The organism is Jannaschia sp. L-14R, assembly GCF_056857695.1.
In genome coordinates this window covers 733018-754842 of record NZ_JBSXNP010000010.1, presented here as the reverse complement: position 1 = coordinate 754842, position 21825 = coordinate 733018, and the positions used below count along the sequence as shown (strand labels likewise).

Below are 21825 nucleotides of genomic sequence, written 5' to 3'. Positions count from 1 at the left end.
GGTGTGCATGTCCGTGACCCCATGCCGGGTTGCCCGAAACGCCGGGCCTCGGGGTCGCCCCCGAATGTGTGCGCCGCCTATATCATGGAGGCGCAAGATGGCAAATCCTTTGTCCGGCGCGGCCTAGAGCATGGCCATGCCGCCGTTCACGTGAATCGTCGCCCCTGTGACATAAGCCGCTTCTTGGCTGGAAAGATAGGTCACGGCGGCTGCGATTTCGCCCGGTGTCCCCATTCGACCGGCGGGAATCTGATCGTTTATCTTGGATTTCTGGTCGTCGGTCAGCTTGTCCGTCATCGGCGTGGCGATGAAACCGGGGGCAACGGTGTTGACGGTGATGTTGCGCGACGCGACTTCATAGGCCAGCGATTTTCCCATGCCGACCATGCCCGCCTTGGACGCGGCATAGTTCCCCTGACCGGGGTTACCGGTTGCCCCCACGATGCTGCTGATGTTGACGATGCGGCCCCAGCGCGCCTTCATCATGCCACGCAACACGCCTTTGGACAGGCGAAATGCCGACGTCAGGTTGACGTTGATGACGTCGGCCCATTCCTCCTCGGACATGCGCATGAAGAGGTTGTCGCGGGTGATGCCGGCATTGTTGACCAGAATGTCGACCGATCCCATTGCCTCGATTGCCTGTTTGGGCAGGGCGTTGACGGCATCGGCATCCGACAGGTTGCAGGGCAGGATATGCGCCCGCTCGCCCAGATCGGAGGCCAGCGACTTCAGCGGTTCTTCGCGTGTGCCGGACAGGCCAACGGTGGCACCTTGACCATGCAGCGCGCGGGCAATTTCCGCGCCGATGCCGCCGGACGCGCCGGTAATCAGTGCGCATTTTCCTGTCAGATCAAACATCTGCTGGCCTTTCTTCATGTGAATGTCTCAAACCGACGCAGTTGCGTCTGCCACGTCCGAAGCCGTGCCGATGGCGCGCGTCGCGACACCCTTGTCGATGCGCCGGATCATGCCGGACAAAGCCTTGCCAGCCCCGATTTCCCAGACCTCGGTCACGCCCATCTCGACCATGCGGCCCACGCTTTCGCGCCAGCGGACCGACCCGGTGATCTGATCGACCAGCAGCGACCTGATCGAAGTGGCGTCCTGAACGGGCTGGGCCGTGACATTCGCGATCAGCGGCACGGAGGGGTCGGCGATGTCCACATCGTCCAGCGCCTCGGCCATGACGCGGGCCGCAGGTTCCATCAGATCGCAGTGGAACGGGGCCGAGACGGGCAGCAACATCGCACGCTTCGCCCCCTTGTCCCTGGCGATGACAAGCGCGCGCTCGACCGCTTCGCGGTGGCCTGACACGACGACCTGACCCGGATCGTTGTCGTTCGCGGCCTGACAGACCTGATCCTCGGCGGCTTCACGGGCGACGGACTGCGCCGCCTCGAAGTCCAGTCCCAGAAGGGCGGCCATCGCACCGATACCGACCGGGACGGCGTTTTGCATCGCCTCGCCGCGGATGCGCAACAGACGCGCCGCATCGGCCAGCGTGATCGACCCGGCGGCGACCAATGCGGTGTACTCGCCCAGACTGTGACCGGCCACGACGGCAGCGTGTTCAGCGACTGTAATACCTTCGGATTCCAGGGCACGCAGGGCGGCGATCGACGTGGCCATCAGGGCAGGCTGTGCGTTGCGCGTCAGCATCAGGTCGTCGGCTTCGCCCGACCAGATCAGGGCCGACAGGTTTTCGCGCAGGGCGCTGTCCACCTCGTCAAACACGGCACGGGCCGCCGGATAGGCGTCGGCAAGATCGCGCCCCATGCCGATGGCCTGCGCGCCCTGACCGGGAAAAACGAATGCTCTGCTCATGATGTGCCCCCTTGTTTGCTAACGGTTTACCGATGCCGGACGGCGGTGTGAACCCTGCACGTTCCGGTGCGATGACGCACACAAATACGGAATGGTCCCTGGGCGGGCTCTCGGGCCTCGACTGCATGCCGGACCAGCGCTGCTTGCATTCGCGACCTGCCCCGGCGTCATCGAACATCGACGTCGGTATGATCGCTGACGTTCGTGGCCGCGATGTGCAGGTCCTCACGATCCCCGACCGTGCGCTGCCATAACGCTTCGTTAACCGTTCGACCCGAGCCTCTGGCTTTCACGCAATCAGAGCATGGGAGGTCGGGCCATGTTGTCGGTTCGTGCCATCGCAGAAGAAATCGTCGCCCGCGAGGGTGGCTATGTCAACGATCCGGACGATCCGGGCGGGGCGACCAATTACGGTGTTACCATCCATACGATGCGGGCGCTGGGACTCGATATCGACGGCGACGGGGATGTCGATACGGACGACGTGCGCGCCCTGCCACGCGCCCGCGCCGTCGACATTTTCATCGACAATTATTTTCGTCGCGCCCGGATCGATACACTGCCCGAGGCGTTGCAGGCCTCGGTCTTCGACATGCAGGTCAATTCCGGGGCCAATGCGGTCCGTATCCTGCAACGCCTGCTGGGGCGCATGGGGCATCGCGTCTCGGTCGACGGGCGCATCGGTCCCAGGACCGCCGCCGCCGCCCGTGCGGCGCAGGACGCCGCGCCGGATCACCTGGCCGACGCCTACGGCATCGCGCGGCGCAACTGGTACTATGCGCTGGCCGACCGGCGCCCGTCGTCGCGCAAATACGCCCGCCGCAGGGATGGCGGCAAAGGCGGCTGGATCACGCGAGCCGAGGCATTCATCTCGCCGCGCTATCACCTGACGGCGGCGGAGCATGCGGAAAGGACGGCAAAATGGGGGTAGTGTCGGGCATCGTCGCGGGCACAGGCGCGGTCGATGCGCTGGGCCGGGCGGCGCGGGGGGTGGCCGAAGTATTCCTGCCCAACGCGACCGACGGGCAGCGTCTGGGGGCCGAGGCGCAGAAAGCCGCACTGGAGCAGCTGGGCGGTGAGTTCGCACTGGACCGGCGCGGTCTGTTCGACCGGTTCGTCGACGGGCTGAACCGTTTGCCGCGCCCGATGCTTGCAATGGGAACGCTGGGCCTGTTCGTTTATGCGATGGTCGACCCATTGGGGTTCGCCGCCCGGATGGGGGGGCTCGCCTATGTGCCCGACCCGCTGTGGTGGCTGCTGGGCGCGATCGTCGGTTTCTATTTCGGCGCACGGGAGATGCATTATCTTCGGGCACCCGCGACAGTCCCGATCCCCGTACGGCCCGAACCCGTGCAATCCGCCTGGATCGCCGGAGAGGATGATGACAGTGCAAATTCCGCGCTGAGCGATTGGCAAGCCGACCGCGACTGATCGGGTTGACGCGGAAGTGCCCAGTTGACGCGGAAGTGTCCAGTTGACGCGGAAGTGATCGTGCTCGCCTGTGACCGCCGGTCGCGCCCCATTGGCTGCGACCGGCTGTTGTCGTAAGGCAGGCCCCATGATTGCAGAACTTGGACACTTCGCCCTGATAACGGCCTTCGCGGTCGCCATCGTACAGATGATCGTGCCGATGATCGGCGCGTGGAAGGGATGGAGCGGATGGATGGCCGTCGCCAGCCCCGCTGCCTCCGCGCAGGTCGCTTTGGTAGGCGTTGCCTTTGCGGCACTGACCTATGCCTTCGTGACGTCGGACTTCTCGCTACGGCTCGTGGTGCTGAACTCCCATACCGACAAGCCGATGCTCTACAAGATCACCGGCGTCTGGGGAAACCATGAGGGATCGCTGCTGTTGTGGGTGCTGATTCTCGCGCTGTTTGGGGCGACGGCGGCCTGGTTCGGGGGGCAGTTGCCCGCGACGCTCAAGGCGCGTGTTCTGGCCGTGCAGGCCAGCATCGGCGTGGCTTTTTATGCCTTCATCCTGTTCACGTCGAATCCGTTTATTCGCATGCCCGTTCCGCCCTTCAACGGTGAGGATCTGAATCCCCTGCTGCAAGATCCGGGCCTGGCCTTCCACCCGCCGTTTCTCTACCTCGGCTACGTCGGCCTCAGCATGTCGTTCAGCTTTGCAGTGGCTGCCCTGATCGAAGGCCGCGTCGATGCCGCATGGGGCCGCTGGGTCCGCCCGTGGACGCTGGCGGCATGGCTGTTTCTGACCGTGGGTATCGCGCTGGGATCGTGGTGGGCCTATTACGAACTGGGCTGGGGCGGGTTCTGGTTCTGGGACCCGGTCGAAAACGCCAGCTTCATGCCTTGGCTGATTGCCGCCGCCCTGCTGCACTCCGCCATCGTCGTCGAAAAACGCGAGGCGCTGAAGGCCTGGACGATCCTGCTGGCAATTCTCGCGTTCGGATTTTCACTCGTGGGGACGTTCATCGTGCGCTCGGGCGTGTTGACGTCGGTCCACGCCTTCGCCAACGACCCTGAACGCGGCGTGTTCATTCTGGCCATCCTCGGCTTCTTTACCGGCGGCGCACTGTTACTCTATGCGGTTCGCGCGCCGGTAATGCAGGCCAAGGGCGTGTTCGGCGTGGTCAGCCGGGAATCGGCTCTTGTGGCCAACAATCTCCTGCTGGTGGTCAGCGCCTTCGTGGTCTTCACGGGCACTGTCTGGCCACTTGTGGCTGAACTGGCGTTCGGACGCACACTGTCCGTGGGGCCGCCCTTCTTCAATATGGCGTTCACCCCCTTCGTGATCGTTCTGGCCGCGATTCTGCCGGTGGGCTCGATCCTGCCGTGGAAGCGGGGGCGGGGCCGGGTGCTGCGCGTGCTCTGGCCCGTGGCCGTGCTGGCACTGGCAGTCATGGGACTGGTCTGGGCAATGCAGACCGGACGCAGCCTGGGTGGGCCGCTGGGTGCTGGCCTTGGTGTCTGGCTGTTCGCGGGTGCGGTGGTCGATCTGGCGACGCGCACGGGACGCGGGCGCTGGTCCGATCGTCTGGGTCGTGTCACGCGACTGCCGGGGGCAGACTGGGGTAAAGCGCTGGCGCACGGGGGGCTGGGTATCACCGTATTCGGTGTCGCCGCTCTGATCGCATGGCAGCAGGAAGGGATCGCGGTCCTCGACATCGGTGACCGGCTGACGGTCGGGAAATACGAAGTGGTACTGAACGACGTGACCCAGTTGCGCGGCCCGAATTATGTCGCCACCCGTGCCGATCTGACGGCTTGGGAAAACGGACGTCTGCTGGGCGACCTGTTTCCGGAAAAACGTATCTATCCCGTCGCCCAGATGCCCACGACCGAGGCCGGGATCGACAGCAGCCTGACTCGCGACGTCTATGCCGTGATCGGCGATGCGCAAACAGGCGGCGGCTGGGCGATCCGGGTCTATATCAAACCCTTCGCCAACTGGATCTGGGGCGGCGCGATCATCATGGCGCTGGGCGGATTGCTGTCGCTGACCGACCGCCGCTACCGCGTGGCAGCAGGCGCGCGCAAGGCGCCCGCAACCGGTGGGGTGCCAGCGGAATGAGGGGGTTGGTCCTGGCCGCGCTGATTGCCGCCACTCCTGCGCTTGCCGTCGAACCGGGCGAGCAGTTGGACGATCCGGTGCTGGAGGCACGGGCCCGCGAGCTGTCGAAAGGATTGCGCTGTCTGGTCTGCCGGAACGAAAATATCGACGAAAGCGGCGCGGACCTCGCCGCCGAGTTGCGCATTCTGCTCCGTGAACGGCTGGTGGCGGGCGATACCGATACGGAAATCATCGATTACATGGTCGCGCGCTACGGTGAATATGTCCTGCTGAAGCCGACCATGACCGGGGTCAACATGATCCTGTGGATCGCGCCGCTCACCCTGTTTTTGCTGGGCGGTGCGGTCGCGGGCGTGGCGATCACGCGGCATCGTGGCACGCCCGCCGCCCTGAACCCAGAGGAAGAGGCGCGCTTGCAGGCTTTGATGGATGGCGACAGGCTGACCTGATAACTCGACTCTGCGATCCGCAGCCAATCGAGGCATGCCATCTGCCACGCGATGTGACCTTTTTTCTGAATGGTGTCTGCCGGTTCAGACATCTCCTGCGCAATCAGCTGGAATACGTTCCCGCGCATCGAAGCCTGCTGAGCGCCGTCTTGCGCGCCGCAGGTTTTTTGGCGCGGCACAGCGGGCGGAGGGGGCGCAGGCAGCGCGTGGAACGGGCCGAATACCGCCGCCCGACACCGACGCCGCGCGCGATGATCCGGGCTGTCGTGCCCTGATCCGTGCCGTCAGGTTCCGCTAGCGATGTGCAGCGGCCCGCCCTAGGGTCGCTGCGAACGTGGACGGAGACCCCTATGGACTATGAAACGATCCGGCTCAGCGAACGCGACGGTGTCGCAACGCTGACCCTGCAGCGCCCTGACGTGTTGAACGCGCTGTCGACTCAGATGCGCGCCGAAATCCTGCATGCCGTGCACGAGTCCGAAAAGACCGCCCGTGTTCTGGTGATGACCGGCAAGGGCAAGGCCTTCTGTTCCGGGCAGGATCTGGGCGACCGCGCCAATCTCAACACCCTGAACCTGGAACGCACGCTGCGCGACGAATACGAGCCGATGCTGATGGCGATTTTCGACTGCGCCATTCCCACCATCGCTGCCGTCAACGGCCCGGCGGCGGGGGCGGGTGCGAACCTGGCGCTGGCCTGTGACGTGGTGATCGCGACGGAATCGGCGGTGTTCCTGCAGGCGTTTACCCGCATCGGCCTGATCCCCGACGCGGGCGGCACCTACTGGCTGCCGCGTCAGATGGGCATGGCCAAGGCTATGGGTGCGGCGCTGTTCGCCGAGCCTGTCACCGCGCGCCAGGCCAGCGACTGGGGGATGATCTGGGAGGCGGTTGCGGACGAGGATTTCGCCGAGGTCTGGAACGAGCGGGCGACGCATCTGGCGAACGGCCCCTCGCTGGCCTACCGGAACGTCAAACGGGCAATCCGTGGATCGTTCGAGAACTCGCTGGCCGAGCAGCTGATGCTGGAGGCCAGGCTCCAGGGCGAAGCCGGTCATTCGCGCGACTTCAAGGAAGGTGTGATGGCGTTTCTGGAAAAGCGGCCGGCCAAGTTCGAGGGGCGGTAGATCGGTCTCAACTTGTAGTGCCTGGATGGCCTGAGCCAACGGGTGTGCGTCGCGGCTTCGGTCACTCTTTCAGTTTGAAAAGACTGAATTGGAAGGACTGCGGACTGCCCCATGGCGTCTGGTGCAGATCACGACGAGACGTCACGAGTTCGAACTTCGCGCCCAGAACCGCGCCGAGGCTCTCTGGGCTATATCGAACGACCGGCAGGCCGCTGCATTTTTCGGGGCCGTCCGGCGCAAAGGTGGCAATGATTGCATGTCCGCCGGGACGCAGGGCACGGCCAAGCCGATCGATGTAGGCGGCGCGATCATCCCTATCGACCAGGAAGTGGAATACGGCCCGGTCGTGCCAGAGATCGAAAGTCCTCTCCGGCGTCCATGTCGTGACGTCGGCGACGACCCAATCGATTGACTTGCCCGGCTCGCCGGTCTGCTGTCGCGCTCTCTCCACGGCGGATTCGGCGATATCCAGGACGGTCACATCACGAATTCCCAACTGGAGGAGCCGTTCGGCGAATTGCGATGTCCCGGCCCCCACATCGACGACGGACGCGATGGGGCCGGCCTGTTTGCAGAGTTCGAGGGAAATCTCGGGATCGGCCTGATGCCAGCTCAATTCGGTCTCGGTCTTCTCGTCATAGACCTTCTCCCAATGGCTCGTTCGATCCTGTGTCATGGAACTTCTCCTGTCTTGCAGCTCGCCTGGGGGCAGGCCGCTTGGGTATTGTCTGCATAGTATCGGATGGCCGCAATGTCCCGCCCTTGAGGTATTCCATCGACATGGCCGGTTCTGGTCCGAAATCGCATCCGCGTTTGTTTCGGGATGCGCCCACGCCCGCCGCCGCCGCATCACCATGCCTTGAGAGGGGGGGCATCGCAGTGTATCAGCCCTTAAAGACTTGGAGGTAGGGCAGATGCAGATGCGCCGTGTCGTCGTGACAGGACTGGGAATGGTGACGCCGCTGGCCAGCGGCGTTGAGGAAACGTGGCGGCGACTGATCGATGGTGAGTCCGGGGCCGGACCGATCACGCGGTTTGACGCGAGCCATCTGGCGACAACCTACGCTTGCGAAATTCCGCGCGGCGACGGCAGCGACGGCACATTCAACCCTGACGACTGGATGGAGCCGAAGGAGCAGCGCAAGGTCGACGACTTCATCCTGTACGGCATGGCGGCGGCGGTTCAGGCAGTCGAGGACAGCGGCTGGCAACCCGGCGAGGAAGGCAAACTGCGCACCGGCGTGATGATCGGGTCGGGTATCGGCGGGTTGCAGACCATCGCGGAAACCGCTGTTTTGCTTAAGGAACGTGGGCCGCGGCGGGTGTCGCCATTCTTCATTCCGTCGGCTTTGATCAACCTCGTCTCCGGTCAGGTTTCGATCCGGTATGGCTTTAAAGGCCCGAACCACGCGGTCGTCACCGCCTGTTCGACGGGGGCGCATGCCATTGGCGATGCGTCGCGTCTGATCGCACTGGGCGATGCGGATGTGATGATCGCGGGCGGAGCGGAAAGCCCGATTTCCGAGATTGGAATCGCCGGTTTCAACGCCTGCAAGGCGCTCTCGACCAAGTGGGGCAACGATCCGACCAAGGCCTCGCGCCCCTATTCCGAAGACCGCGACGGCTTTGTCATGGGCGAAGGCGCGGGCGTCGTCGTGCTGGAAGAATACGAACATGCCAAGGCGCGCGGCGCAAAGATCTACGCCGAGGTTCTGGGCTATGGCATGTCGGGCGATGCCTATCACATCACCGCGCCCAGCGAGACGGGCGACGGGGCCGAACGGTCGATGCGCGCCGCGCTGAAGAACGCCGAAATAAAGGCGGGCGATGTGGATTACATCAATGCGCACGGCACATCGACGATGGCCGACACGATCGAATTGGGCGCGGTGGAGCGTTTGCTGGGCGATCACGCGGCGAATGCCACGATGTCATCGACGAAATCCGCCATCGGGCATCTTTTGGGGGCAGCTGGAGCGGTCGAGGCGATCTTCTGCATTCTGGCCCTGCGCGATCAGGTTGCGCCGCCGACGCTGAACCTAGATACGCCTGCGGTAGAGCCCAAGCTGTCGCTTGCGCCGAAAGTGGCCGAGAAGCGGAAGGTCGACGTGGTCTTGTCGAACTCCTTCGGCTTTGGTGGCACAAACGCATCGCTCGTCATGGGCAAGCTTTAACTTCGAGGCATAAATATCTGATGTGGAAGCATATTGCCGCCAACGCGCTGACCCTTGGCGTCGTTTTGATCGCTGCGCTAGCCGGGATTATCCAGATCGGGAAATCCAGATGGGCCGAGCCGGGACCGCTGGAGTCCGCGACCTTTTTCGAAGTGCCGCGCGGATCGAATATGCGCGAGGTCTCGACCCGTCTGGCCGAGGATGGCATCGTGTCTTCGGGAAGCATCTTCCGCATAGGCACCGGCTATGCCGAGCGGGACGGCGACCTGAAGTTCGGAACCTACGAAATCCCCTCCGGGGCTTCCATGCCCGAAGTTCTGGACATCCTGACCGCCGGAGGGCCGTCGGTGTTTCCATACACGGTTACTTATATGGTGCGGCAGACCGACCCGGAAATCCGGGTACGGGAACGGATACCGGGGCAGGACCAGCTGATCGAGATCGCAACCTTTGCGCCCGGAGACGAGGTACCGGAGGATTACGCCGCGCTTCTGGAGCGTGGCGTTCCGATCACCTGGCGTGTATCAGTGGCACCGGGACTGACATCCTGGGATATCATTAACGGCCTGGAATCGGTCGACTTTCTGGATGGCGCGGATATCCCGGTCCCCCCCGAGGGAACGCTTGCGCCCGATACCTACGACGTGGCGCGGGGGTCGTCGGCCGAGGAGTTGGTGAACCGCATGCGCGTCTCGCAGGAGCGTATTCTGGCGGATGCCTGGGCCAGCCGTGCCCCGAACCTGCCGATCACCTCGCCCGAGGAAGCGCTGATCCTGGCGTCCATCATCGAGAAGGAAACGGCCATCGCGGAGGAGCGACGTCGCGTGGCGGCGGTGTTCATAAACCGTCTGAACCAAGGGATGCGCCTGCAAACAGACCCGACGGTGATCTATGGTATCACCAAGGGTGAGGGCGGTCCGCTGGGACGGGGCATCCGGCAATCGGAATTGCGGGCCGAAACGCCTTACAACACCTATGTGATTGACGGTTTGCCGCCGACGCCCATCGCCAACCCCGGTGCCGAAGCGATCCGCGCGGCACTGGACCCGGAACAGACGAACGAGATATTCTTCGTGGCTGACGGGACAGGCGGACATCTCTTTGCCGAGACGCTGGCCGAACATAATCAGAATGTCGCGGCATGGCGCGCGATCGAGGCGGCGCGGGAGGCCGCGGAAGGCGCACAGACCGGCAATTGAGATTTCAAATGTCTGACATTTGAAGTCTCGTCGGAAAACGGATCAAATGTCAGACAATTGGTCATGACGTGCGAAAGGGCAGCCATATGGCTGCCCTTTGCAGTTTTCCGAAGGTGATCAGCGCACGATGCGAACGATGGTGCGGTTCTCGGGGTTCACCAGAACCGGGCTACCGTTGAGGTTGACGTAAGCCAGTTCACCGTCCTGAACGGGAACGAGCGTGACCTCGGCCGGCAGGGTGGCCCCGGTGACAACTTCGCCCTGCACGTAGATCGGCTGGATGGGGTTCTGCTGGACGTAGGTCACGGTCTCTTCCTTGACCTCGACGCCTGCTGCGGCACCCAGAGCGGAGCCGATGAGGACACCGCCAACGATCGCAGCGGGACCACCGATGGCAGTTGCAGCAATGGCCGCACCGGCGCTGCCGCCGATGAAGGCTTCGTCGCCGTTGTTGCTTTCGTCATAAGTGACCGTTTCGACGGTCGTGACGGTGGCGGAGGGCAGTGCGACCATCTGTTCTTCTTCGGTCACGACAAGATAGGGCGCATAGGCATAGCCCGTCTCGTCTTCATAGGTGACCTCGCACCAGGAGCCACCTTCGACGCAACCAGAGACGTCGACCATGGCTTCTGCGGGCAGGGTGCTTTTGATGACGTAGTTTTCGCCGGGACCGACGCGCAGATTGAGATCGGTAGCGACCTGGGCCTGAGTTTGGGCCAGGACGGGTGTGGCGGCAATCAGCGCTGCGGCGCTGACGGCGGAAAGAGTACGGTAGGTCATATGATGCTCACTTAATTGTTTGCAGGCACGTCCGGAAATCCGAACGCCATCGCCGAAGCGACGCGATGACAACAAGCGAGATGCTGTGGCGTTCCCTGATATGCGATAACGGGATGCTGCAATTCTGAAACAATCATGAAAAATGTGTAATAAAACAAATGTTTGAAAGATAAGTATGCGGAAATGAAGAAATCCTGTTGACCCACCGAACGCTCAAAAACATCTTTAGGGCAAGCTGGAAGAAATGGGCGAGGCGGCACGGGTGACACCCCGGTCGCCTTTTTCGTTTCTGCCGACGTGCGGACCAAACCGAAACTGCACGGAGCTTGAAGATATGGTCAGTGAACAAATGATCCACCCGTCCGAAGAGGCGGATATCGACACGCGGACACGGGCGGAGGGCGCATTTCTGAGCATGCTCGCCCTTCGCAAGACACTTCAGGGAAGCCTGGACGCGCTTAAGGACAAGCCCTTGGCCGAGCTGGAGATTGCCGGGCTGGCAACGCTTCACAAGGATTTGGGCAAGGCCGTTCAGATGATCCTGGTGGAAGAAGGGAAGGTGGAAGATGCGCTATGCACCCAACGAGGAGGAGACGGGATCGACCTTGACGCGGCACGCGCTGAGATCGGGCGCCGTCTCGATGGCATCCGCGCCCATCTGGATGCGGGAGAGATTTCTGGAGCAACTGAAAGCGAATGAGCTTCAGGCACTGCCGTATCTTTTCGACTTCTGGGCTTTGGACCATCAACTGCCACCCGAGGGTGAATGGCGCACCTGGGTCATTCTGGGCGGTCGCGGCGCGGGCAAGACCCGCTCCGGGGCCGAATGGGTGCGCGCACAGGTCGAGGGGGCCCGGTCGTTACAGGCCGGGGTCGCCCGCCGGGTGGCACTGGTAGGGGAAACATACGATCAGGTGCGGGATGTGATGATCGAGGGGGAGAGCGGCATTCTGCGCTGCACGCCCCCGGATCGGCGCCCGCAGTGGAAAGCCACCAGCCGCAAGTTGGTCTGGCCGAACGGAGCCGAGGCGCAGGCGTTTTCGGCGCATGATTTCGAGGCGCTGCGCGGGCCGCAGTTCGACGCGGCCTGGGTCGACGAGCTGGCCAAGTGGAAATCGGCGGAAGAGGCGTGGGACATGTTGCAGTTCTGTCTGCGGCTGGGAAACAATCCGCAGGCCGTGGTGACGACGACACCCAAGAACGTGCCGGTTCTGAAGGACATCCTGGCGCGGAAATCGACGGTGATGACGCATGGCGCGACGGAAGTGAACCGGGCCAATCTGGCGCGCGGATTCCTGACGGAAGTGATGGAACGCTATGGCGGGACGCGGATGGGGCGTCAGGAGCTGGACGGTCTGTTGCTGGAGGATATCGAGGGGTCGTTCTGGTCGACGCCCCTACTGGATGCGTTGCGTGTGGATGAGGTGCCGGCGTTCGACAGGATCGTGATCGGCGTGGACCCGGCGGTGTCGTCGGGCGGGACCGCGGACGAGACCGGGATCGTGGTCGTGGGCGCGGTTACGTCAGGACCGCCACGGGACTGGACAGCCTGGGTTCTGGAAGATGCGACGGTCTCGGCGGCCAGCCCCAGCGAATGGGCGAAGGCGGTGGCGGATGCCTATGACCACTGGGGCGCGGACCGGGTGGTCGCGGAAGGCAATCAGGGCGGCGAGATGATCGAGGCGGTGCTGCGGCAGGTCGCGCCGACCGTCAGCTATCGCAAGGTGATGGCGCGCAAGGGCAAGGCCGCGCGGGCCGAGCCGGTGGCGGCGCTGTATGAACAGGGCCGGGTGCGGCACCTGCGGGGGCTGGGGCCGCTGGAGGATCAGATGTGCCGGATGGCCGTGGGCGGATATCGCGGCAAGGGATCGCCGGACCGCGTGGACGCGCTGGTCTGGGCACTGTGGGCGGCACTGCTGGACCCGGACCGCACGCGGTCGGGACCGAGACTGCGGCAGTTGTAATCGACGGAACAAGGAAGAATGGGGGCCCGGCGGGGCCCTTTCTTTTTGGCAAGACGGAAGGACGACCGATGTTCGGATTTGGGCGAAAGGACGGGGGCGGCGCGCCCGAGGTGAAGGCTTCGGCGACGGGACGGCTTGCCGCGATGGGATCGGCCGGGCGCGCGGTCTGGTCATCGCGGGATACCGGCACGCTGACGCGGATGGGGTTCACCGGGAACCCGGTCGGGTTTCGCGCCGTGAAGTTGATTGCGGAGGCGGCGGCGTCGGTGCCGCTGACCTGTGCGGACCACGAAGGGCGGCTGGACATGCACCCTGTGCTGGGACTGCTGTCGCGGCCCAATGGCGCACAGGGACGGGGCGAGTTTCTGGAGGCGATGTTCGGACAGTTCCTGTTGACCGGCAATGCCTATGTCGAGGCGGTCGGGCCGGACGGTCTGCCGCTGGAATTGCATGTGCTGCGGTCGGATCGGATGGCGGTGGTGCCGGGATCGGACGGCTGGCCGGTGGCGTATGATTACACGGTCGGGGGCCGGGTACATCGGTTTCGCGTCGGCGAGACCTCTCCGATCTGCCACGTGCGGGCGTTTCATCCGCAGGACGATCATTACGGATTGTCGCCGTTGCAGGCGGCGGCGAATGCCATCGACGTGCACAATTCTGCGTCGCGCTGGTCGAAGGGCCTGCTTGATAATGCTGCGCGCCCTTCGGGGGCGATCGTCAATTCCGGTGAAGGTCTGACCCAGGAGCAGTTCGACACGCTGGCGTCCGAGATGGAGGCGCAGCATCAGGGCGCGCGCAATGCCGGGCGGCCGATGCTGCTGGACGGTGGTCTGGACTGGAAGCCGATGGGATTCAGCCCGTCGGACATGGAATTCCAGAAGACCAAGGAGGCCGCGGCGCGCGAGATCGCGATGGCCTTCGGGGTGCCGCCGATGATGCTGGGGATCCCCGGCGACGCGACCTATGCCAATTATGTCGAGGCCAACCGGGCGTTCTACCGTCTGACGGTTTTGCCGCTTGTGGCAAAGGTCTGCGAAGGATTGGCATACTGGCTGGGCGAACATGCGGGCGAGAGCCTCACCCTGTCGGCAGATCGCGACCGTATTCCCGCATTGCAGGCCGAGCGCGACGCCGAATGGAGCAGGATCGCGTCGGCCACGTTCCTGACGGACGCCGAAAAGCGCCGGATGCTGGGGCTGCCCCCGGCAGAGGATGCATGACGGCGGGCCGGACCGGCGGGTCCAGGTTTCTCTACGCACCGTTTTCCGACACCGAGGCGGCATTTCGGCGCGCGGAGGAGCGGCTGGCGGCGGTCGAGACGGCAGCTGCACGTCTGGAGACGTATCGGGCCGTGAACGAGGAAAAGCAAAAGCGCCTGGAGACGCACTTCAGTCAGATCGACAAGCGGCTTGATCGGATTGATGCGCTGATCTCGCGTCTGGTGTGGCTGATCCTCGCGGCGATCATCGGGGGGTTTATGTCCTTCGTTTTGAAAGGAAACCTTCTCGGTGTCTGACATAGCGAAAGTAACGCGGGCTGCGTTGGTGCTGGGGATGAGCATGGCGCTTACACCCGCGGTGTTCACCGTTGGACCGTTGCTGGAGAGCCGGTTTTTCCCAGTCGTGTCACGGGCGGATATCTTCGATCAGGCGTCGGAGGCGGATGGGGTGATATTCCACGTCCGGTTTCGCAAAATGCGCCAGTGCGAATTTCTGGGGCTGGCCTGGTACGAAGGACCGGTGCGACGGTTGGTCGAATTCCAGCCGTCCGTGACGGAAGTTGTGCCTGTGAGGACACGTCCCAAGGGGTTTCAGCAGGCGGGCCCCTGGCGGATCGGGGGGCTTCGCAGCCTTCGCGGCACACGGGCCTATGCATTGCACAGGTGCCACCCGCTCTGGATCACGATCACGGATTTCTTTGAAGGCTGAGGCGTCCGCCGTCGGGCGAATGCCAGCCGAAGCAGGAGTAATGACATGATATTGGAACGCAAGTTCGCGCAGGGAGAAACCTCCGTGCGTCTGGAGGAAGATGCCCGGATCGCAGGCTATGCCTCGTGGTTCGGGGTAGAGGACACCGGGCGCGATGTCGTCGCGGCGGGAGCCTATTGTGACAGTCTGGCGCGTATTTCAGCCGAGGGGCGCCGGGTGAAGATGCTGTGGCAGCACGACCCGACCTGCGTGATCGGTGTCTGGGACGAGGTCCGCGAGGATGCGCGCGGATTGTTCGTGAAGGGACGTCTGTTGCCGGGCGTCGAGAAGGCCCGTGAGGCGGCGTCACTGATCGAGGCGGGTGCTCTGGACGGGCTTAGCATCGGATACACGGTCAAGCGGGCCGGAAAGGACAGTCAGGGGCGCAGGCTTCTGAAGGAACTGGAGCTTTGGGAGGTGTCGCTTGTGACCTTTCCGATGCTGCCCAGTGCGCGGGTCGGGGCCAAGGCGGACCCTCTGCGTGAAATGGCGCGGGCGATCCAGTCCGCGCGTCTTGAACTGGCGCGCGACTGACGCCGCCGACCACCCTCGAAAGGAACACCGGATGAGCCATGACGGCGTCGGGGAAGTGACTGAGGCGTTGACCGGACTGGTTAGCGATTTCAAAGGCTTCCGCCAGGATATCACCCAGAAGATGAAGCAACAGGAAGAACGTCTGAACATGACCTACATGAGCCAACGCCCACAACTTTCCACATCCGACATGGTGGAAGCACCGCATCAGAAGGCAATGGATGCCTATCTGCGGTCGGGCGACGACGACGGCCTGCGGTCGCTGGCGCTGGAGGGCAAGTCGATGAATACCGCCGTCTCGGCCGAGGGCGGATATCTGGTCGATCCGCAGACCGCCGAGACGGTCAAATCGGTGCTGACATCTTCGGCGTCGATCCGGTCGATCGCCACGGTGGTCAACGTCGAGGCGACATCGTTCGATGTTCTGGTCGATCGTACCGAAATGGGGGCCGGATGGGCCACCGAGAACGGATCGACCCAGGAAACCGATACATCGCTGTTCGACCGTATCTCGATCCCGCTGCATGAGCTGTCGGCGATGCCGAAAGCATCGCAACGCTTGCTGGATGACGCGGCCTTCGACGTCGAGGGTTGGCTGGCCACACGTATTGCCGACAAGTTCGCCACCTCTGAGGCTGCGGCCTTCATTACCGGGGATGGCATAGACAAGCCGCGCGGTTTCCTGGTCTATCCGAATATCGACGAGCAGAGCTGGACGTGGGGCAGCCTGGGATATGTCGCAACCGGCGCGTCGGGCGATTTCGAAGCAAGCAAGCCGTCTGATGCGATTGTCGATCTGGTCTATGCGCTGGGTGCGAAATACCGTGCCAACGCGAGTTTCGTCATGAATTCCAAGACGGCGGGTGCGGTGCGCAAGATGAAGGACGCGGACGGGCGGTTCCTGTGGACCGATAGTCTGGCCGCAGGGCAACCCGCACAGCTGATGGGATACCCGGTGCTGATCGCCGAGGATATGCCCGATATCGGCGTGGACACTACGGCCATCGCATTCGGCGATTTCGGCGCGGGATATACCGTGGCCGAACGTCCCGATCTGCGGGTGCTGCGCGACCCGTTCAGTGCCAAGCCGCATGTTCTGTTCTATGCAACCAAGCGGGTCGGCGGCGATGTGACCGATTTTTCCGCGATCAAGCTTCTGAAGTTCACGGTCGTCTGATCCAATTGCGCGGTCCCGGTCTTACAGTCGGGGCCGCCTGAAAATCTGTCGCCCGAAGCAGGGGCGATTCCCGTCCTTTGCGGGCCTGAAGGGTTCGCAGGGGAGGGTGGGGCCGGTGGGCCTCCGGCCTGGTCCGCACGTGCGGCGTACTGGTTCCACCCACCACGTTCGGAAAACACCAGACATGAAACTCGACGCGCAATGCGGAGGTGCGGATGGCGATGAAATTACAGAGGTCCGAAGGGATCGCGGATGAGGCGCTGCCGGTGGCGCAACTGGCCGCGCAAATGCGGCTGGCGGAAACCTACGACATCGTTCCGGGTCAGTCGGAACGGCTGAGATTACGGTTGAGGGCCGCGATTTCGTCGATTGAGGCGCGGCTGGGCAAGGTGTTGATCGCGCGTGAGGTTGTTGTCGCAGGCCTTACGGGCGGCGGGCAGGAGATTTCCTTGCCGATTGCTCCGGTTGCGGAGATTTTGGGGGCCGAATTGACGATGCGCAGTGGCCTCCGCGCGCTGGGGCCGGTGACGCTGCGGAGCGATCCGCATCGGCCGGTTGCCCTGCTGTCGGAGAAGGTCGGGGCAGGGCTGCCGCTGACGATGACGCTACGCGCGGGATACGGGACGTGGAATGCGGTGCCGGATGCGCTGCAACAGGCGGTTCTGCTTATGGCGGAAACGTTGGACGCGGGCGATATGGCGGTCGGCGTTCAGATCGACGCGCTGCTGGCGCCATTCCGGGGTCTGCGCCTTGGAGGCATGGGCTGATGGGGCAGGTATACACCCGGCGGCTGACGCTGGAGGTGCCGGTCCGCACGCCCGATGGCGGCGGTGGTCAGGTCCGGGGCTGGGAAGAACGCGGTGCAATCTGGGCGGACGTCCGGATGCGGTCAGGCGGTCTGAAACACAGCGAATTCGGGCGCACACCGCGCTTGCAGGTGCGGATCAAGACTCACGCATTACCCGACGGTCACCCGACGCGACCGATTGCGGGTGACCGACTGCGCGATGGAAGCCGCGTCTACGAAGTCGAGGCGACGCATGAGGAGCTGAAGCATGTGCTGGTGATCCTGGCCAGCGACGTCCCCGGGGAAAGGACGACACCATGAGTTACACCATGGGCGAAAGCCTTCAGACCGCCGTTTATGGCCGCCTGATCGCCGATCCGGCGGTGGATGCATTGCTGGGCGGCGCAGTGTTCGATTCGACACCCGAATCCGCCCCGGACCTTTTCGTAGCGCTGGGGCACGAGCGGGCCGTGGGCATTTCCGACGCGTCGGGACAGGGGGCCATTCACCGAATGCGCGTCAGTGTGGTGACGCGGCGCGAGGGGTACATTGCCGCCAAAATGGTGGCTGCGGCGGTTTCGGACGCATTGGTGGGGGACGAGTTGCCGCTGGCGCGGGGGCGGCTGGTTTCAATGCGGTTCTTGCGGGCGGATGCCCGGCGAGACGAGGGCGAGGGCATCCGCAGGATCGACCTCTGGTTCCGCGCCCGGACCGATGATCAGACCGTCCAGGTCGCAATTTCAGGAGTGTGATACATGAGTGTTCAGGCAGGTAAGGACCTTCTGCTGAAGGTTGATCAGGATGGCACCGGCGTTTTCGTGACGCTGGCCGGGCTGCGCGCAACGCGGCTGACATTCAACGCGGGCAGCATCGATGTGACGTCGACGGAAAGCGCCGGGGGCTGGCGCGAATTGCTGTCTGGCGGCGGTGTGAAATCGGCGCAGGTCAGCGGATCGGGCATCTTCCGCGACGAGGATACAGATGCGCGTGCGCGGCAGTTGTTCTTCGACGGCGAAGTCCCCGCATTTCAGGTGATTATTCCCGACTTCGGCATCGTGCAGGGTGCATTTCAGATCACGTCGCTGGAATACGGCGGTACGCACGATGGCGAGGCGACCTATGAAATCGCGCTCGCCTCGGCCGGGGAACTGACGTTCACGCCGCTTTGATGGGCGACGGAAACCCCTATGCGGGCGAGGTGGCGCTGGTCTTGGATGGCGAGCGTCACCTGCTGAAACTGACGCTGGGTGCCTTGGCCGAGTTAGAGACCGAGATGCAGGCGGACAGTCTGGTCGGTCTGGTGCGACGGTTCGAGAACGGCGGGTTTCGGGCGCGCGATGTCGCCCGGTTGTTGCTGGCAGGGTTGCGGGGGGGCGGTTGGCAAGGGAACGCCGGCCGACTTTTATCTGCTGAAATTGAGGGCGGGCCGGTCGAGGCCACCCGGGTTGCCGCGCTGTTACTGGGACGGGCGTTCGCCCTGCCGGAGCGATGAGCAGGGCAGAGGATGAAGCCTTCGACTGGCCCGCGTTGATGGCCGCGGGATTGCGCGGTCTTGGTCTGAAACCGGCGGAATTCTGGGCGCTGACCCCTGCGGAACTGGCGTTCCTTCTGGGGCATGGCGACGGGCGATTGCCAATGGACCGGGCGGGGCTTGATGCCCTTGCCGCCCGGTTTCCCGACAAGGTGGAGACACGGAATGTATGACAGGGATCTGGACGAGGCGGGTATCGACGCCTCGCTCGACGCGCTTGAAGCGCGGTTGGGCGGGTCGGAGGTGGTTGTTGCTCAGTTTACGGCGGAACTGGGAACGTTGGAGGGGCAGATGTTGCATACCCAACGGGAGGTGCAGGGTTTGTCACGCACCTTTGGCGGGTCACTGAAACGGGCGTTCGACGGCGTGATTTTCGATGGCGCGAAGCTTTCTGATGCGCTGACCGGACTGGCGCAATCGATGATCAACGCAACCTACAACACGGCTGTCAAACCCGTCAGCCAAGCCTTTGGAGGCCTGCTGGCAGGCGGATTGAATGCGGTTCTGCCGTTTGCGAACGGAGCGAGCTTTGCCCAGGGCCGCGTGATGCCGTTCGCCAAGGGTGGCGTGATCAGCGCGGCGACCCAGTTTCCAATGCGCGGCGGCACCGGATTGATGGGGGAGGCCGGACCCGAGGCGATCATGCCGTTGGCACGCGGTCCGGATGGGCGGTTGGGCGTGCAAACGAATGGCGGGTCGAGCGGTGCTGTGACGGTGCAGATGAATATCTCCACCCCCGACGCTAAGAGTTTCCGTCGGTCGCGCAGTCAGATCGCCGCTGAAATGTCCCGTGCCCTTTCGCGCGGCACCCGCAACCGCTGAGGTATTCGATATGTCATTCCACGAAATACGCTTCCCGTCGAGGTTGTCCTTTGGATCGGTCGGTGGACCGGAGCGGTTGACCGAAGTCGTGACGTTGGCCAACGGCTTCGAGGAGCGCAATACGCCCTGGGCGCATTCGCGTCGTCGGTATGATGCCGGGGTGGGCATGCGATCTCTGGACGATGTAAGCGAGTTGATAGCGTTCTTCGAGGCGCGGCGCGGACGGTTGCACGGCTTTCGCTGGAAGGATTGGGCAGACTTCAAGACCAGCCTGTCGGCGGATCGGGTGAGCTACATTGATCAGCGGATCGGGACGGGGGACGGCGCGACCACGGTGTTTCAGCTGTCGAAGACATACCGGTCCGGTGAGCAGACTTATGTTCGTCCGATCAGCAAGCCGATAACCGGGACCATCCGCGCCGGGATACAGGATGACGAACTGGATGAGTTCCGGCACTTTACTGTCGATGCGGCAACAGGTTTGATCACCTTCGCTGAGCCACCCGATGTCGGCGTTGAAGTAACTGCCGGCTTTGAGTTCGACGTCCCGGTGCGGTTCGATGCCGACGCCATCATGACATCAGTCGCCAGTTTCCACGCGGGCGAAGTGCCGGACGTGCCAGTGGTGGAGTTGCGGGTATGAGCGCGCTTTCGAAACATCTGGCCGGGGGCACAGCGACTGTCTGTCGCGTCTGGATTGTCCGTCGTGCCGATGACGTCGTGCTGGGTTTCACCGATCACGATCAAACATTGGTCTTGGAAGGTGTCGAGTGTCTTGCGGCGTCTGGCATGACGGCAGGTGCATTACAGGCCACGTCCGGTCTGGCCGTCGACAACGCCGAGGCACAGGGCGCGTTAAGTCACGATTCAATCCGTGCCGAGGATCTGCGTGCCGGACTTTGGGACGCGGCCGAGATCACGGCCTACCTTGTCAACTGGACCGATCCGACAGTGCATGAGATTCAGTTCCGTGGCTCCCTGGGCGAGATTTCCTGGGGGGAAGGCACGTTTTCCGCCGAGTTGCGCGGACTGGCGGAAGCTTTGAACACGACGCGAGGGCGGGTTTATCAAGCGCGGTGCGATGCGGTGCTGGGCGACAGTCGATGCCGCAAGGATCTGGGACCGTTGTTTGCCGGCGAGAGTGAAGTTCTTGCCGTGGATGCGGATCAGAAGCTGCGGTTTCCCGTTCTGCGGGAGTATGCACCGAAGTGGTTCGAGCGCGGGCGTCTAATCGTGCTTTCGGGTAAAGCGAAGGGGGCGTCCGAGCGTATCAAGGTGGACCGTATCGACGGAGATGCTCGGCAAATCGATCTTTGGACATCGCTGCGTCGGAATCTTGTCGTCGGAGACCGGGTGAGGTTGGAGGCAGGATGCGACAAGCGGATGGAAACCTGCCGTTTGAAGTTTGACAACCTTCTGAACTTTCGGGGATTTCCAGGCATTCCGGGCGAAGACTGGTTAATGAGCTATCCTGTGAAGGCTGGTCGGAACGATGGAGGTCGGCTGTGAACCGCGTCGCGGATATCGCACGGCGCTGGATCGGGACGCCCTATGTGCATCAGGCTTCGGTGCAGGGTGGCGGGACGGACTGCCTTGGGTTGATCCGCGGTGTCTGGCGCGAGTTGTACGACCACGAGCCGGAAGCCGTTCCCGAATATTCACGCGACTGGTCGGAGCCACAAGGCGACGAAGTCCTGACGGCTGCCGCAGACAGGCATTTCATACGCGTGTTACGCGGTCGCGATGTCCATTCGGGCGAGATGTTGTTGTTTCGGATGCGCGACGGATCCGTGGCGAAACATCTGGGTGTTGTCGGGGTCGGCGGGAGCAGCCCTACGTTTATCCATGCCTATAGCGGACACGGTGTCGTCGAAAGCCATCTGTCCGCGGCGTGGCTGCGGCGCGTATCCGCACGTTTCGATTTTCCGACTGCGCCGATCAAGGAGACCTGAAAA

The 21825-nt window shown here is 63.4% G+C and carries 29 protein-coding genes; 24 read left to right on the top strand and 5 right to left on the bottom strand.

Annotated elements, in window-relative coordinates; genetic code table 11:
- Positions 1-123: 123 nt before the first annotated feature.
- Positions 124-861: a 3-oxoacyl-[acyl-carrier-protein] reductase gene (gene fabG / locus AC13C2_RS12100; RefSeq protein ID WP_092763348.1), complete on the bottom strand. Its 738-nt coding sequence runs from the start codon at positions 859-861 to the stop codon at positions 124-126.
- Positions 862-888: 27 nt separating this feature from the next.
- Complete coding sequence (gene fabD / locus AC13C2_RS12095; protein ID WP_482886944.1) at positions 889-1827, bottom strand: ACP S-malonyltransferase; 939 nt, start codon at positions 1825-1827, stop codon at positions 889-891.
- Between the two features lie 319 nt (positions 1828-2146).
- Here fabD and AC13C2_RS12090 point away from each other — a divergent pair, with 319 nt between their 5' ends.
- The 5 genes from AC13C2_RS12090 (at position 2147) to AC13C2_RS12070 (ending at position 6935) form a co-directional block, all read left to right on the top strand.
- Complete coding sequence (locus AC13C2_RS12090) at positions 2147-2758, top strand: holin-associated N-acetylmuramidase (RefSeq protein WP_092762940.1); 612 nt, start codon at positions 2147-2149, stop codon at positions 2756-2758.
- A complete protein-coding gene (locus tag AC13C2_RS12085; RefSeq protein ID WP_482886943.1) occupies positions 2749-3258 on the top strand; it encodes a holin family protein in 510 nt (169 codons plus the stop codon). Before AC13C2_RS12090 ends, AC13C2_RS12085 begins: the two co-directional genes overlap by 10 nt.
- Positions 3259-3385: 127 nt before the next feature.
- Positions 3386-5359, top strand: coding sequence for a heme lyase CcmF/NrfE family subunit (locus tag AC13C2_RS12080; RefSeq protein WP_482886942.1), 1974 nt, complete (start codon positions 3386-3388; stop codon positions 5357-5359).
- Positions 5356-5808 carry a cytochrome c-type biogenesis protein gene (locus AC13C2_RS12075; RefSeq protein ID WP_092762937.1) on the top strand — a complete coding sequence of 151 codons (453 nt, stop codon included), beginning with the start codon at positions 5356-5358 and terminating at the stop codon, positions 5806-5808. Before AC13C2_RS12080 ends, AC13C2_RS12075 begins: the two co-directional genes overlap by 4 nt.
- Positions 5809-6158: 350 nt before the next feature.
- A complete protein-coding gene (locus tag AC13C2_RS12070; RefSeq protein WP_092762935.1) occupies positions 6159-6935 on the top strand; it encodes an enoyl-CoA hydratase-related protein in 777 nt (258 codons plus the stop codon).
- 61 nt (positions 6936-6996) lie between these two features.
- On the opposite strand, the gene AC13C2_RS12065 is transcribed toward AC13C2_RS12070, so the two are convergent.
- On the bottom strand, positions 6997-7611 hold the full coding sequence (locus AC13C2_RS12065) for a class I SAM-dependent methyltransferase (RefSeq protein ID WP_092762934.1): 615 nt from the start codon (positions 7609-7611) through the stop codon (positions 6997-6999).
- Between the two features lie 244 nt (positions 7612-7855).
- Between AC13C2_RS12065 and fabF the strand changes: the two genes are divergently transcribed.
- Complete coding sequence (gene fabF / locus AC13C2_RS12060; protein WP_092763346.1) at positions 7856-9109, top strand: beta-ketoacyl-ACP synthase II; 1254 nt, start codon at positions 7856-7858, stop codon at positions 9107-9109.
- Positions 9110-9129: 20 nt separating this feature from the next.
- On the top strand, positions 9130-10308 hold the full coding sequence (mltG, locus tag AC13C2_RS12055; protein WP_339645785.1) for an endolytic transglycosylase MltG: 1179 nt from the start codon (positions 9130-9132) through the stop codon (positions 10306-10308).
- A gap of 117 nt (positions 10309-10425) precedes the next feature.
- On the opposite strand, the gene AC13C2_RS12050 is transcribed toward mltG, so the two are convergent.
- Both AC13C2_RS12050 and AC13C2_RS12045 read right to left on the bottom strand, forming a co-directional pair.
- Positions 10426-11088: an SH3 domain-containing protein gene (locus AC13C2_RS12050; protein WP_474521641.1), complete on the bottom strand. Its 663-nt coding sequence runs from the start codon at positions 11086-11088 to the stop codon at positions 10426-10428.
- Positions 11089-11099: 11 nt separating this feature from the next.
- Positions 11100-11396: a hypothetical protein gene (locus tag AC13C2_RS12045; protein ID WP_482886941.1), complete on the bottom strand. Its 297-nt coding sequence runs from the start codon at positions 11394-11396 to the stop codon at positions 11100-11102.
- Positions 11397-11422: 26 nt separating this feature from the next.
- Between AC13C2_RS12045 and AC13C2_RS12040 the strand changes: the two genes are divergently transcribed.
- The 17 genes from AC13C2_RS12040 (at position 11423) to AC13C2_RS11960 (ending at position 21822) form a co-directional block, all read left to right on the top strand.
- Positions 11423-11788: a hypothetical protein gene (locus tag AC13C2_RS12040; protein ID WP_474521642.1), complete on the top strand. Its 366-nt coding sequence runs from the start codon at positions 11423-11425 to the stop codon at positions 11786-11788.
- Positions 11730-13052, top strand: coding sequence for a DNA-packaging protein (locus AC13C2_RS12035; protein WP_482886940.1), 1323 nt, complete (start codon positions 11730-11732; stop codon positions 13050-13052). The genes AC13C2_RS12040 and AC13C2_RS12035 overlap by 59 nt, the downstream gene beginning before the upstream one ends.
- Positions 13053-13120: 68 nt before the next feature.
- Entirely contained in the window at positions 13121-14272 is a 1152-nt protein-coding gene (locus AC13C2_RS12030) for a phage portal protein (RefSeq protein WP_092762930.1), read from the top strand.
- Complete coding sequence (locus tag AC13C2_RS12025; protein ID WP_092762928.1) at positions 14269-14568, top strand: hypothetical protein; 300 nt, start codon at positions 14269-14271, stop codon at positions 14566-14568. The genes AC13C2_RS12030 and AC13C2_RS12025 overlap by 4 nt, the downstream gene beginning before the upstream one ends.
- A 43-nt stretch (positions 14569-14611) precedes the next feature.
- Positions 14612-14980 carry a hypothetical protein gene (locus AC13C2_RS12020; RefSeq protein ID WP_139204704.1) on the top strand — a complete coding sequence of 123 codons (369 nt, stop codon included), beginning with the start codon at positions 14612-14614 and terminating at the stop codon, positions 14978-14980.
- 45 nt (positions 14981-15025) lie between these two features.
- Complete coding sequence (locus AC13C2_RS12015) at positions 15026-15553, top strand: HK97 family phage prohead protease (RefSeq protein WP_424338076.1); 528 nt, start codon at positions 15026-15028, stop codon at positions 15551-15553.
- Positions 15554-15584: 31 nt separating this feature from the next.
- On the top strand, positions 15585-16730 hold the full coding sequence (locus AC13C2_RS12010; protein ID WP_092762922.1) for a phage major capsid protein: 1146 nt from the start codon (positions 15585-15587) through the stop codon (positions 16728-16730).
- A gap of 215 nt (positions 16731-16945) precedes the next feature.
- Positions 16946-17497: a head-tail connector protein gene (locus AC13C2_RS12005; RefSeq protein ID WP_482886939.1), complete on the top strand. Its 552-nt coding sequence runs from the start codon at positions 16946-16948 to the stop codon at positions 17495-17497.
- Complete coding sequence (locus AC13C2_RS12000) at positions 17497-17838, top strand: head-tail adaptor protein (RefSeq protein WP_482886938.1); 342 nt, start codon at positions 17497-17499, stop codon at positions 17836-17838. Before AC13C2_RS12005 ends, AC13C2_RS12000 begins: the two co-directional genes overlap by 1 nt.
- Positions 17835-18269, top strand: a complete 435-nt coding sequence (locus AC13C2_RS11995) for a DUF3168 domain-containing protein (RefSeq protein ID WP_482886937.1) — start codon at positions 17835-17837, stop codon at positions 18267-18269. Before AC13C2_RS12000 ends, AC13C2_RS11995 begins: the two co-directional genes overlap by 4 nt.
- Before the next feature lie 3 nt (positions 18270-18272).
- Positions 18273-18686 carry a phage major tail protein, TP901-1 family gene (locus AC13C2_RS11990; protein WP_339645806.1) on the top strand — a complete coding sequence of 138 codons (414 nt, stop codon included), beginning with the start codon at positions 18273-18275 and terminating at the stop codon, positions 18684-18686.
- Positions 18686-19009 carry a gene transfer agent family protein gene (locus tag AC13C2_RS11985; protein ID WP_482886936.1) on the top strand — a complete coding sequence of 108 codons (324 nt, stop codon included), beginning with the start codon at positions 18686-18688 and terminating at the stop codon, positions 19007-19009. The genes AC13C2_RS11990 and AC13C2_RS11985 overlap by 1 nt, the downstream gene beginning before the upstream one ends.
- Positions 19006-19221: a rcc01693 family protein gene (locus AC13C2_RS11980; protein ID WP_474521650.1), complete on the top strand. Its 216-nt coding sequence runs from the start codon at positions 19006-19008 to the stop codon at positions 19219-19221. The genes AC13C2_RS11985 and AC13C2_RS11980 overlap by 4 nt, the downstream gene beginning before the upstream one ends.
- Complete coding sequence (locus AC13C2_RS11975; RefSeq protein WP_424338364.1) at positions 19214-19870, top strand: phage tail tape measure protein; 657 nt, start codon at positions 19214-19216, stop codon at positions 19868-19870. Before AC13C2_RS11980 ends, AC13C2_RS11975 begins: the two co-directional genes overlap by 8 nt.
- A gap of 10 nt (positions 19871-19880) precedes the next feature.
- A complete protein-coding gene (locus AC13C2_RS11970; protein ID WP_339643046.1) occupies positions 19881-20513 on the top strand; it encodes a phage distal tail protein, Rcc01695 family in 633 nt (210 codons plus the stop codon).
- Positions 20510-21379, top strand: a complete 870-nt coding sequence (locus tag AC13C2_RS11965; protein WP_482886935.1) for a DUF2163 domain-containing protein — start codon at positions 20510-20512, stop codon at positions 21377-21379. Before AC13C2_RS11970 ends, AC13C2_RS11965 begins: the two co-directional genes overlap by 4 nt.
- A complete protein-coding gene (locus tag AC13C2_RS11960) occupies positions 21376-21822 on the top strand; it encodes a C40 family peptidase (RefSeq protein ID WP_482886934.1) in 447 nt (148 codons plus the stop codon). The genes AC13C2_RS11965 and AC13C2_RS11960 overlap by 4 nt, the downstream gene beginning before the upstream one ends.
- The last annotated feature ends 3 nt before the right edge of the window (positions 21823-21825 follow it).

Bases quoted from the DNA above. Each gene is read 5' to 3' on its own strand.
- fabG (WP_092763348.1), bottom strand. From the start codon at position 861: ATGTTTGATCTGACAGGAAAATGCGCACTGATTACCGGCGCGTCCGGC.
- fabD (WP_482886944.1), bottom strand. From the start codon at position 1,827: ATGAGCAGAGCATTCGTTTTTCCCGGTCAGGGCGCGCAGGCCATCGGC.
- AC13C2_RS12090 (WP_092762940.1), top strand. From the start codon at position 2,147: ATGTTGTCGGTTCGTGCCATCGCAGAAGAAATCGTCGCCCGCGAGGGT.
- AC13C2_RS12085 (WP_482886943.1), top strand. From the start codon at position 2,749: ATGGGGGTAGTGTCGGGCATCGTCGCGGGCACAGGCGCGGTCGATGCG.
- AC13C2_RS12080 (WP_482886942.1), top strand. From the start codon at position 3,386: ATGATTGCAGAACTTGGACACTTCGCCCTGATAACGGCCTTCGCGGTC.
- AC13C2_RS12075 (WP_092762937.1), top strand. From the start codon at position 5,356: ATGAGGGGGTTGGTCCTGGCCGCGCTGATTGCCGCCACTCCTGCGCTT.
- AC13C2_RS12070 (WP_092762935.1), top strand. From the start codon at position 6,159: ATGGACTATGAAACGATCCGGCTCAGCGAACGCGACGGTGTCGCAACG.
- AC13C2_RS12065 (WP_092762934.1), bottom strand. From the start codon at position 7,611: ATGACACAGGATCGAACGAGCCATTGGGAGAAGGTCTATGACGAGAAG.
- fabF (WP_092763346.1), top strand. From the start codon at position 7,856: ATGCGCCGTGTCGTCGTGACAGGACTGGGAATGGTGACGCCGCTGGCC.
- mltG (WP_339645785.1), top strand. From the start codon at position 9,130: ATGTGGAAGCATATTGCCGCCAACGCGCTGACCCTTGGCGTCGTTTTG.
- AC13C2_RS12050 (WP_474521641.1), bottom strand. From the start codon at position 11,088: ATGACCTACCGTACTCTTTCCGCCGTCAGCGCCGCAGCGCTGATTGCC.
- AC13C2_RS12040 (WP_474521642.1), top strand. From the start codon at position 11,423: ATGGTCAGTGAACAAATGATCCACCCGTCCGAAGAGGCGGATATCGAC.
- AC13C2_RS12035 (WP_482886940.1), top strand. From the start codon at position 11,730: ATGGCATCCGCGCCCATCTGGATGCGGGAGAGATTTCTGGAGCAACTG.
- AC13C2_RS12030 (WP_092762930.1), top strand. From the start codon at position 13,121: ATGTTCGGATTTGGGCGAAAGGACGGGGGCGGCGCGCCCGAGGTGAAG.
- AC13C2_RS12025 (WP_092762928.1), top strand. From the start codon at position 14,269: ATGACGGCGGGCCGGACCGGCGGGTCCAGGTTTCTCTACGCACCGTTT.
- AC13C2_RS12020 (WP_139204704.1), top strand. From the start codon at position 14,612: ATGGCGCTTACACCCGCGGTGTTCACCGTTGGACCGTTGCTGGAGAGC.
- AC13C2_RS12015 (WP_424338076.1), top strand. From the start codon at position 15,026: ATGATATTGGAACGCAAGTTCGCGCAGGGAGAAACCTCCGTGCGTCTG.
- AC13C2_RS12010 (WP_092762922.1), top strand. From the start codon at position 15,585: ATGAGCCATGACGGCGTCGGGGAAGTGACTGAGGCGTTGACCGGACTG.
- AC13C2_RS12005 (WP_482886939.1), top strand. From the start codon at position 16,946: ATGGCGATGAAATTACAGAGGTCCGAAGGGATCGCGGATGAGGCGCTG.
- AC13C2_RS12000 (WP_482886938.1), top strand. From the start codon at position 17,497: ATGGGGCAGGTATACACCCGGCGGCTGACGCTGGAGGTGCCGGTCCGC.
- AC13C2_RS11995 (WP_482886937.1), top strand. From the start codon at position 17,835: ATGAGTTACACCATGGGCGAAAGCCTTCAGACCGCCGTTTATGGCCGC.
- AC13C2_RS11990 (WP_339645806.1), top strand. From the start codon at position 18,273: ATGAGTGTTCAGGCAGGTAAGGACCTTCTGCTGAAGGTTGATCAGGAT.
- AC13C2_RS11985 (WP_482886936.1), top strand. From the start codon at position 18,686: ATGGGCGACGGAAACCCCTATGCGGGCGAGGTGGCGCTGGTCTTGGAT.
- AC13C2_RS11980 (WP_474521650.1), top strand. From the start codon at position 19,006: ATGAGCAGGGCAGAGGATGAAGCCTTCGACTGGCCCGCGTTGATGGCC.
- AC13C2_RS11975 (WP_424338364.1), top strand. From the start codon at position 19,214: ATGTATGACAGGGATCTGGACGAGGCGGGTATCGACGCCTCGCTCGAC.
- AC13C2_RS11970 (WP_339643046.1), top strand. From the start codon at position 19,881: ATGTCATTCCACGAAATACGCTTCCCGTCGAGGTTGTCCTTTGGATCG.
- AC13C2_RS11965 (WP_482886935.1), top strand. From the start codon at position 20,510: ATGAGCGCGCTTTCGAAACATCTGGCCGGGGGCACAGCGACTGTCTGT.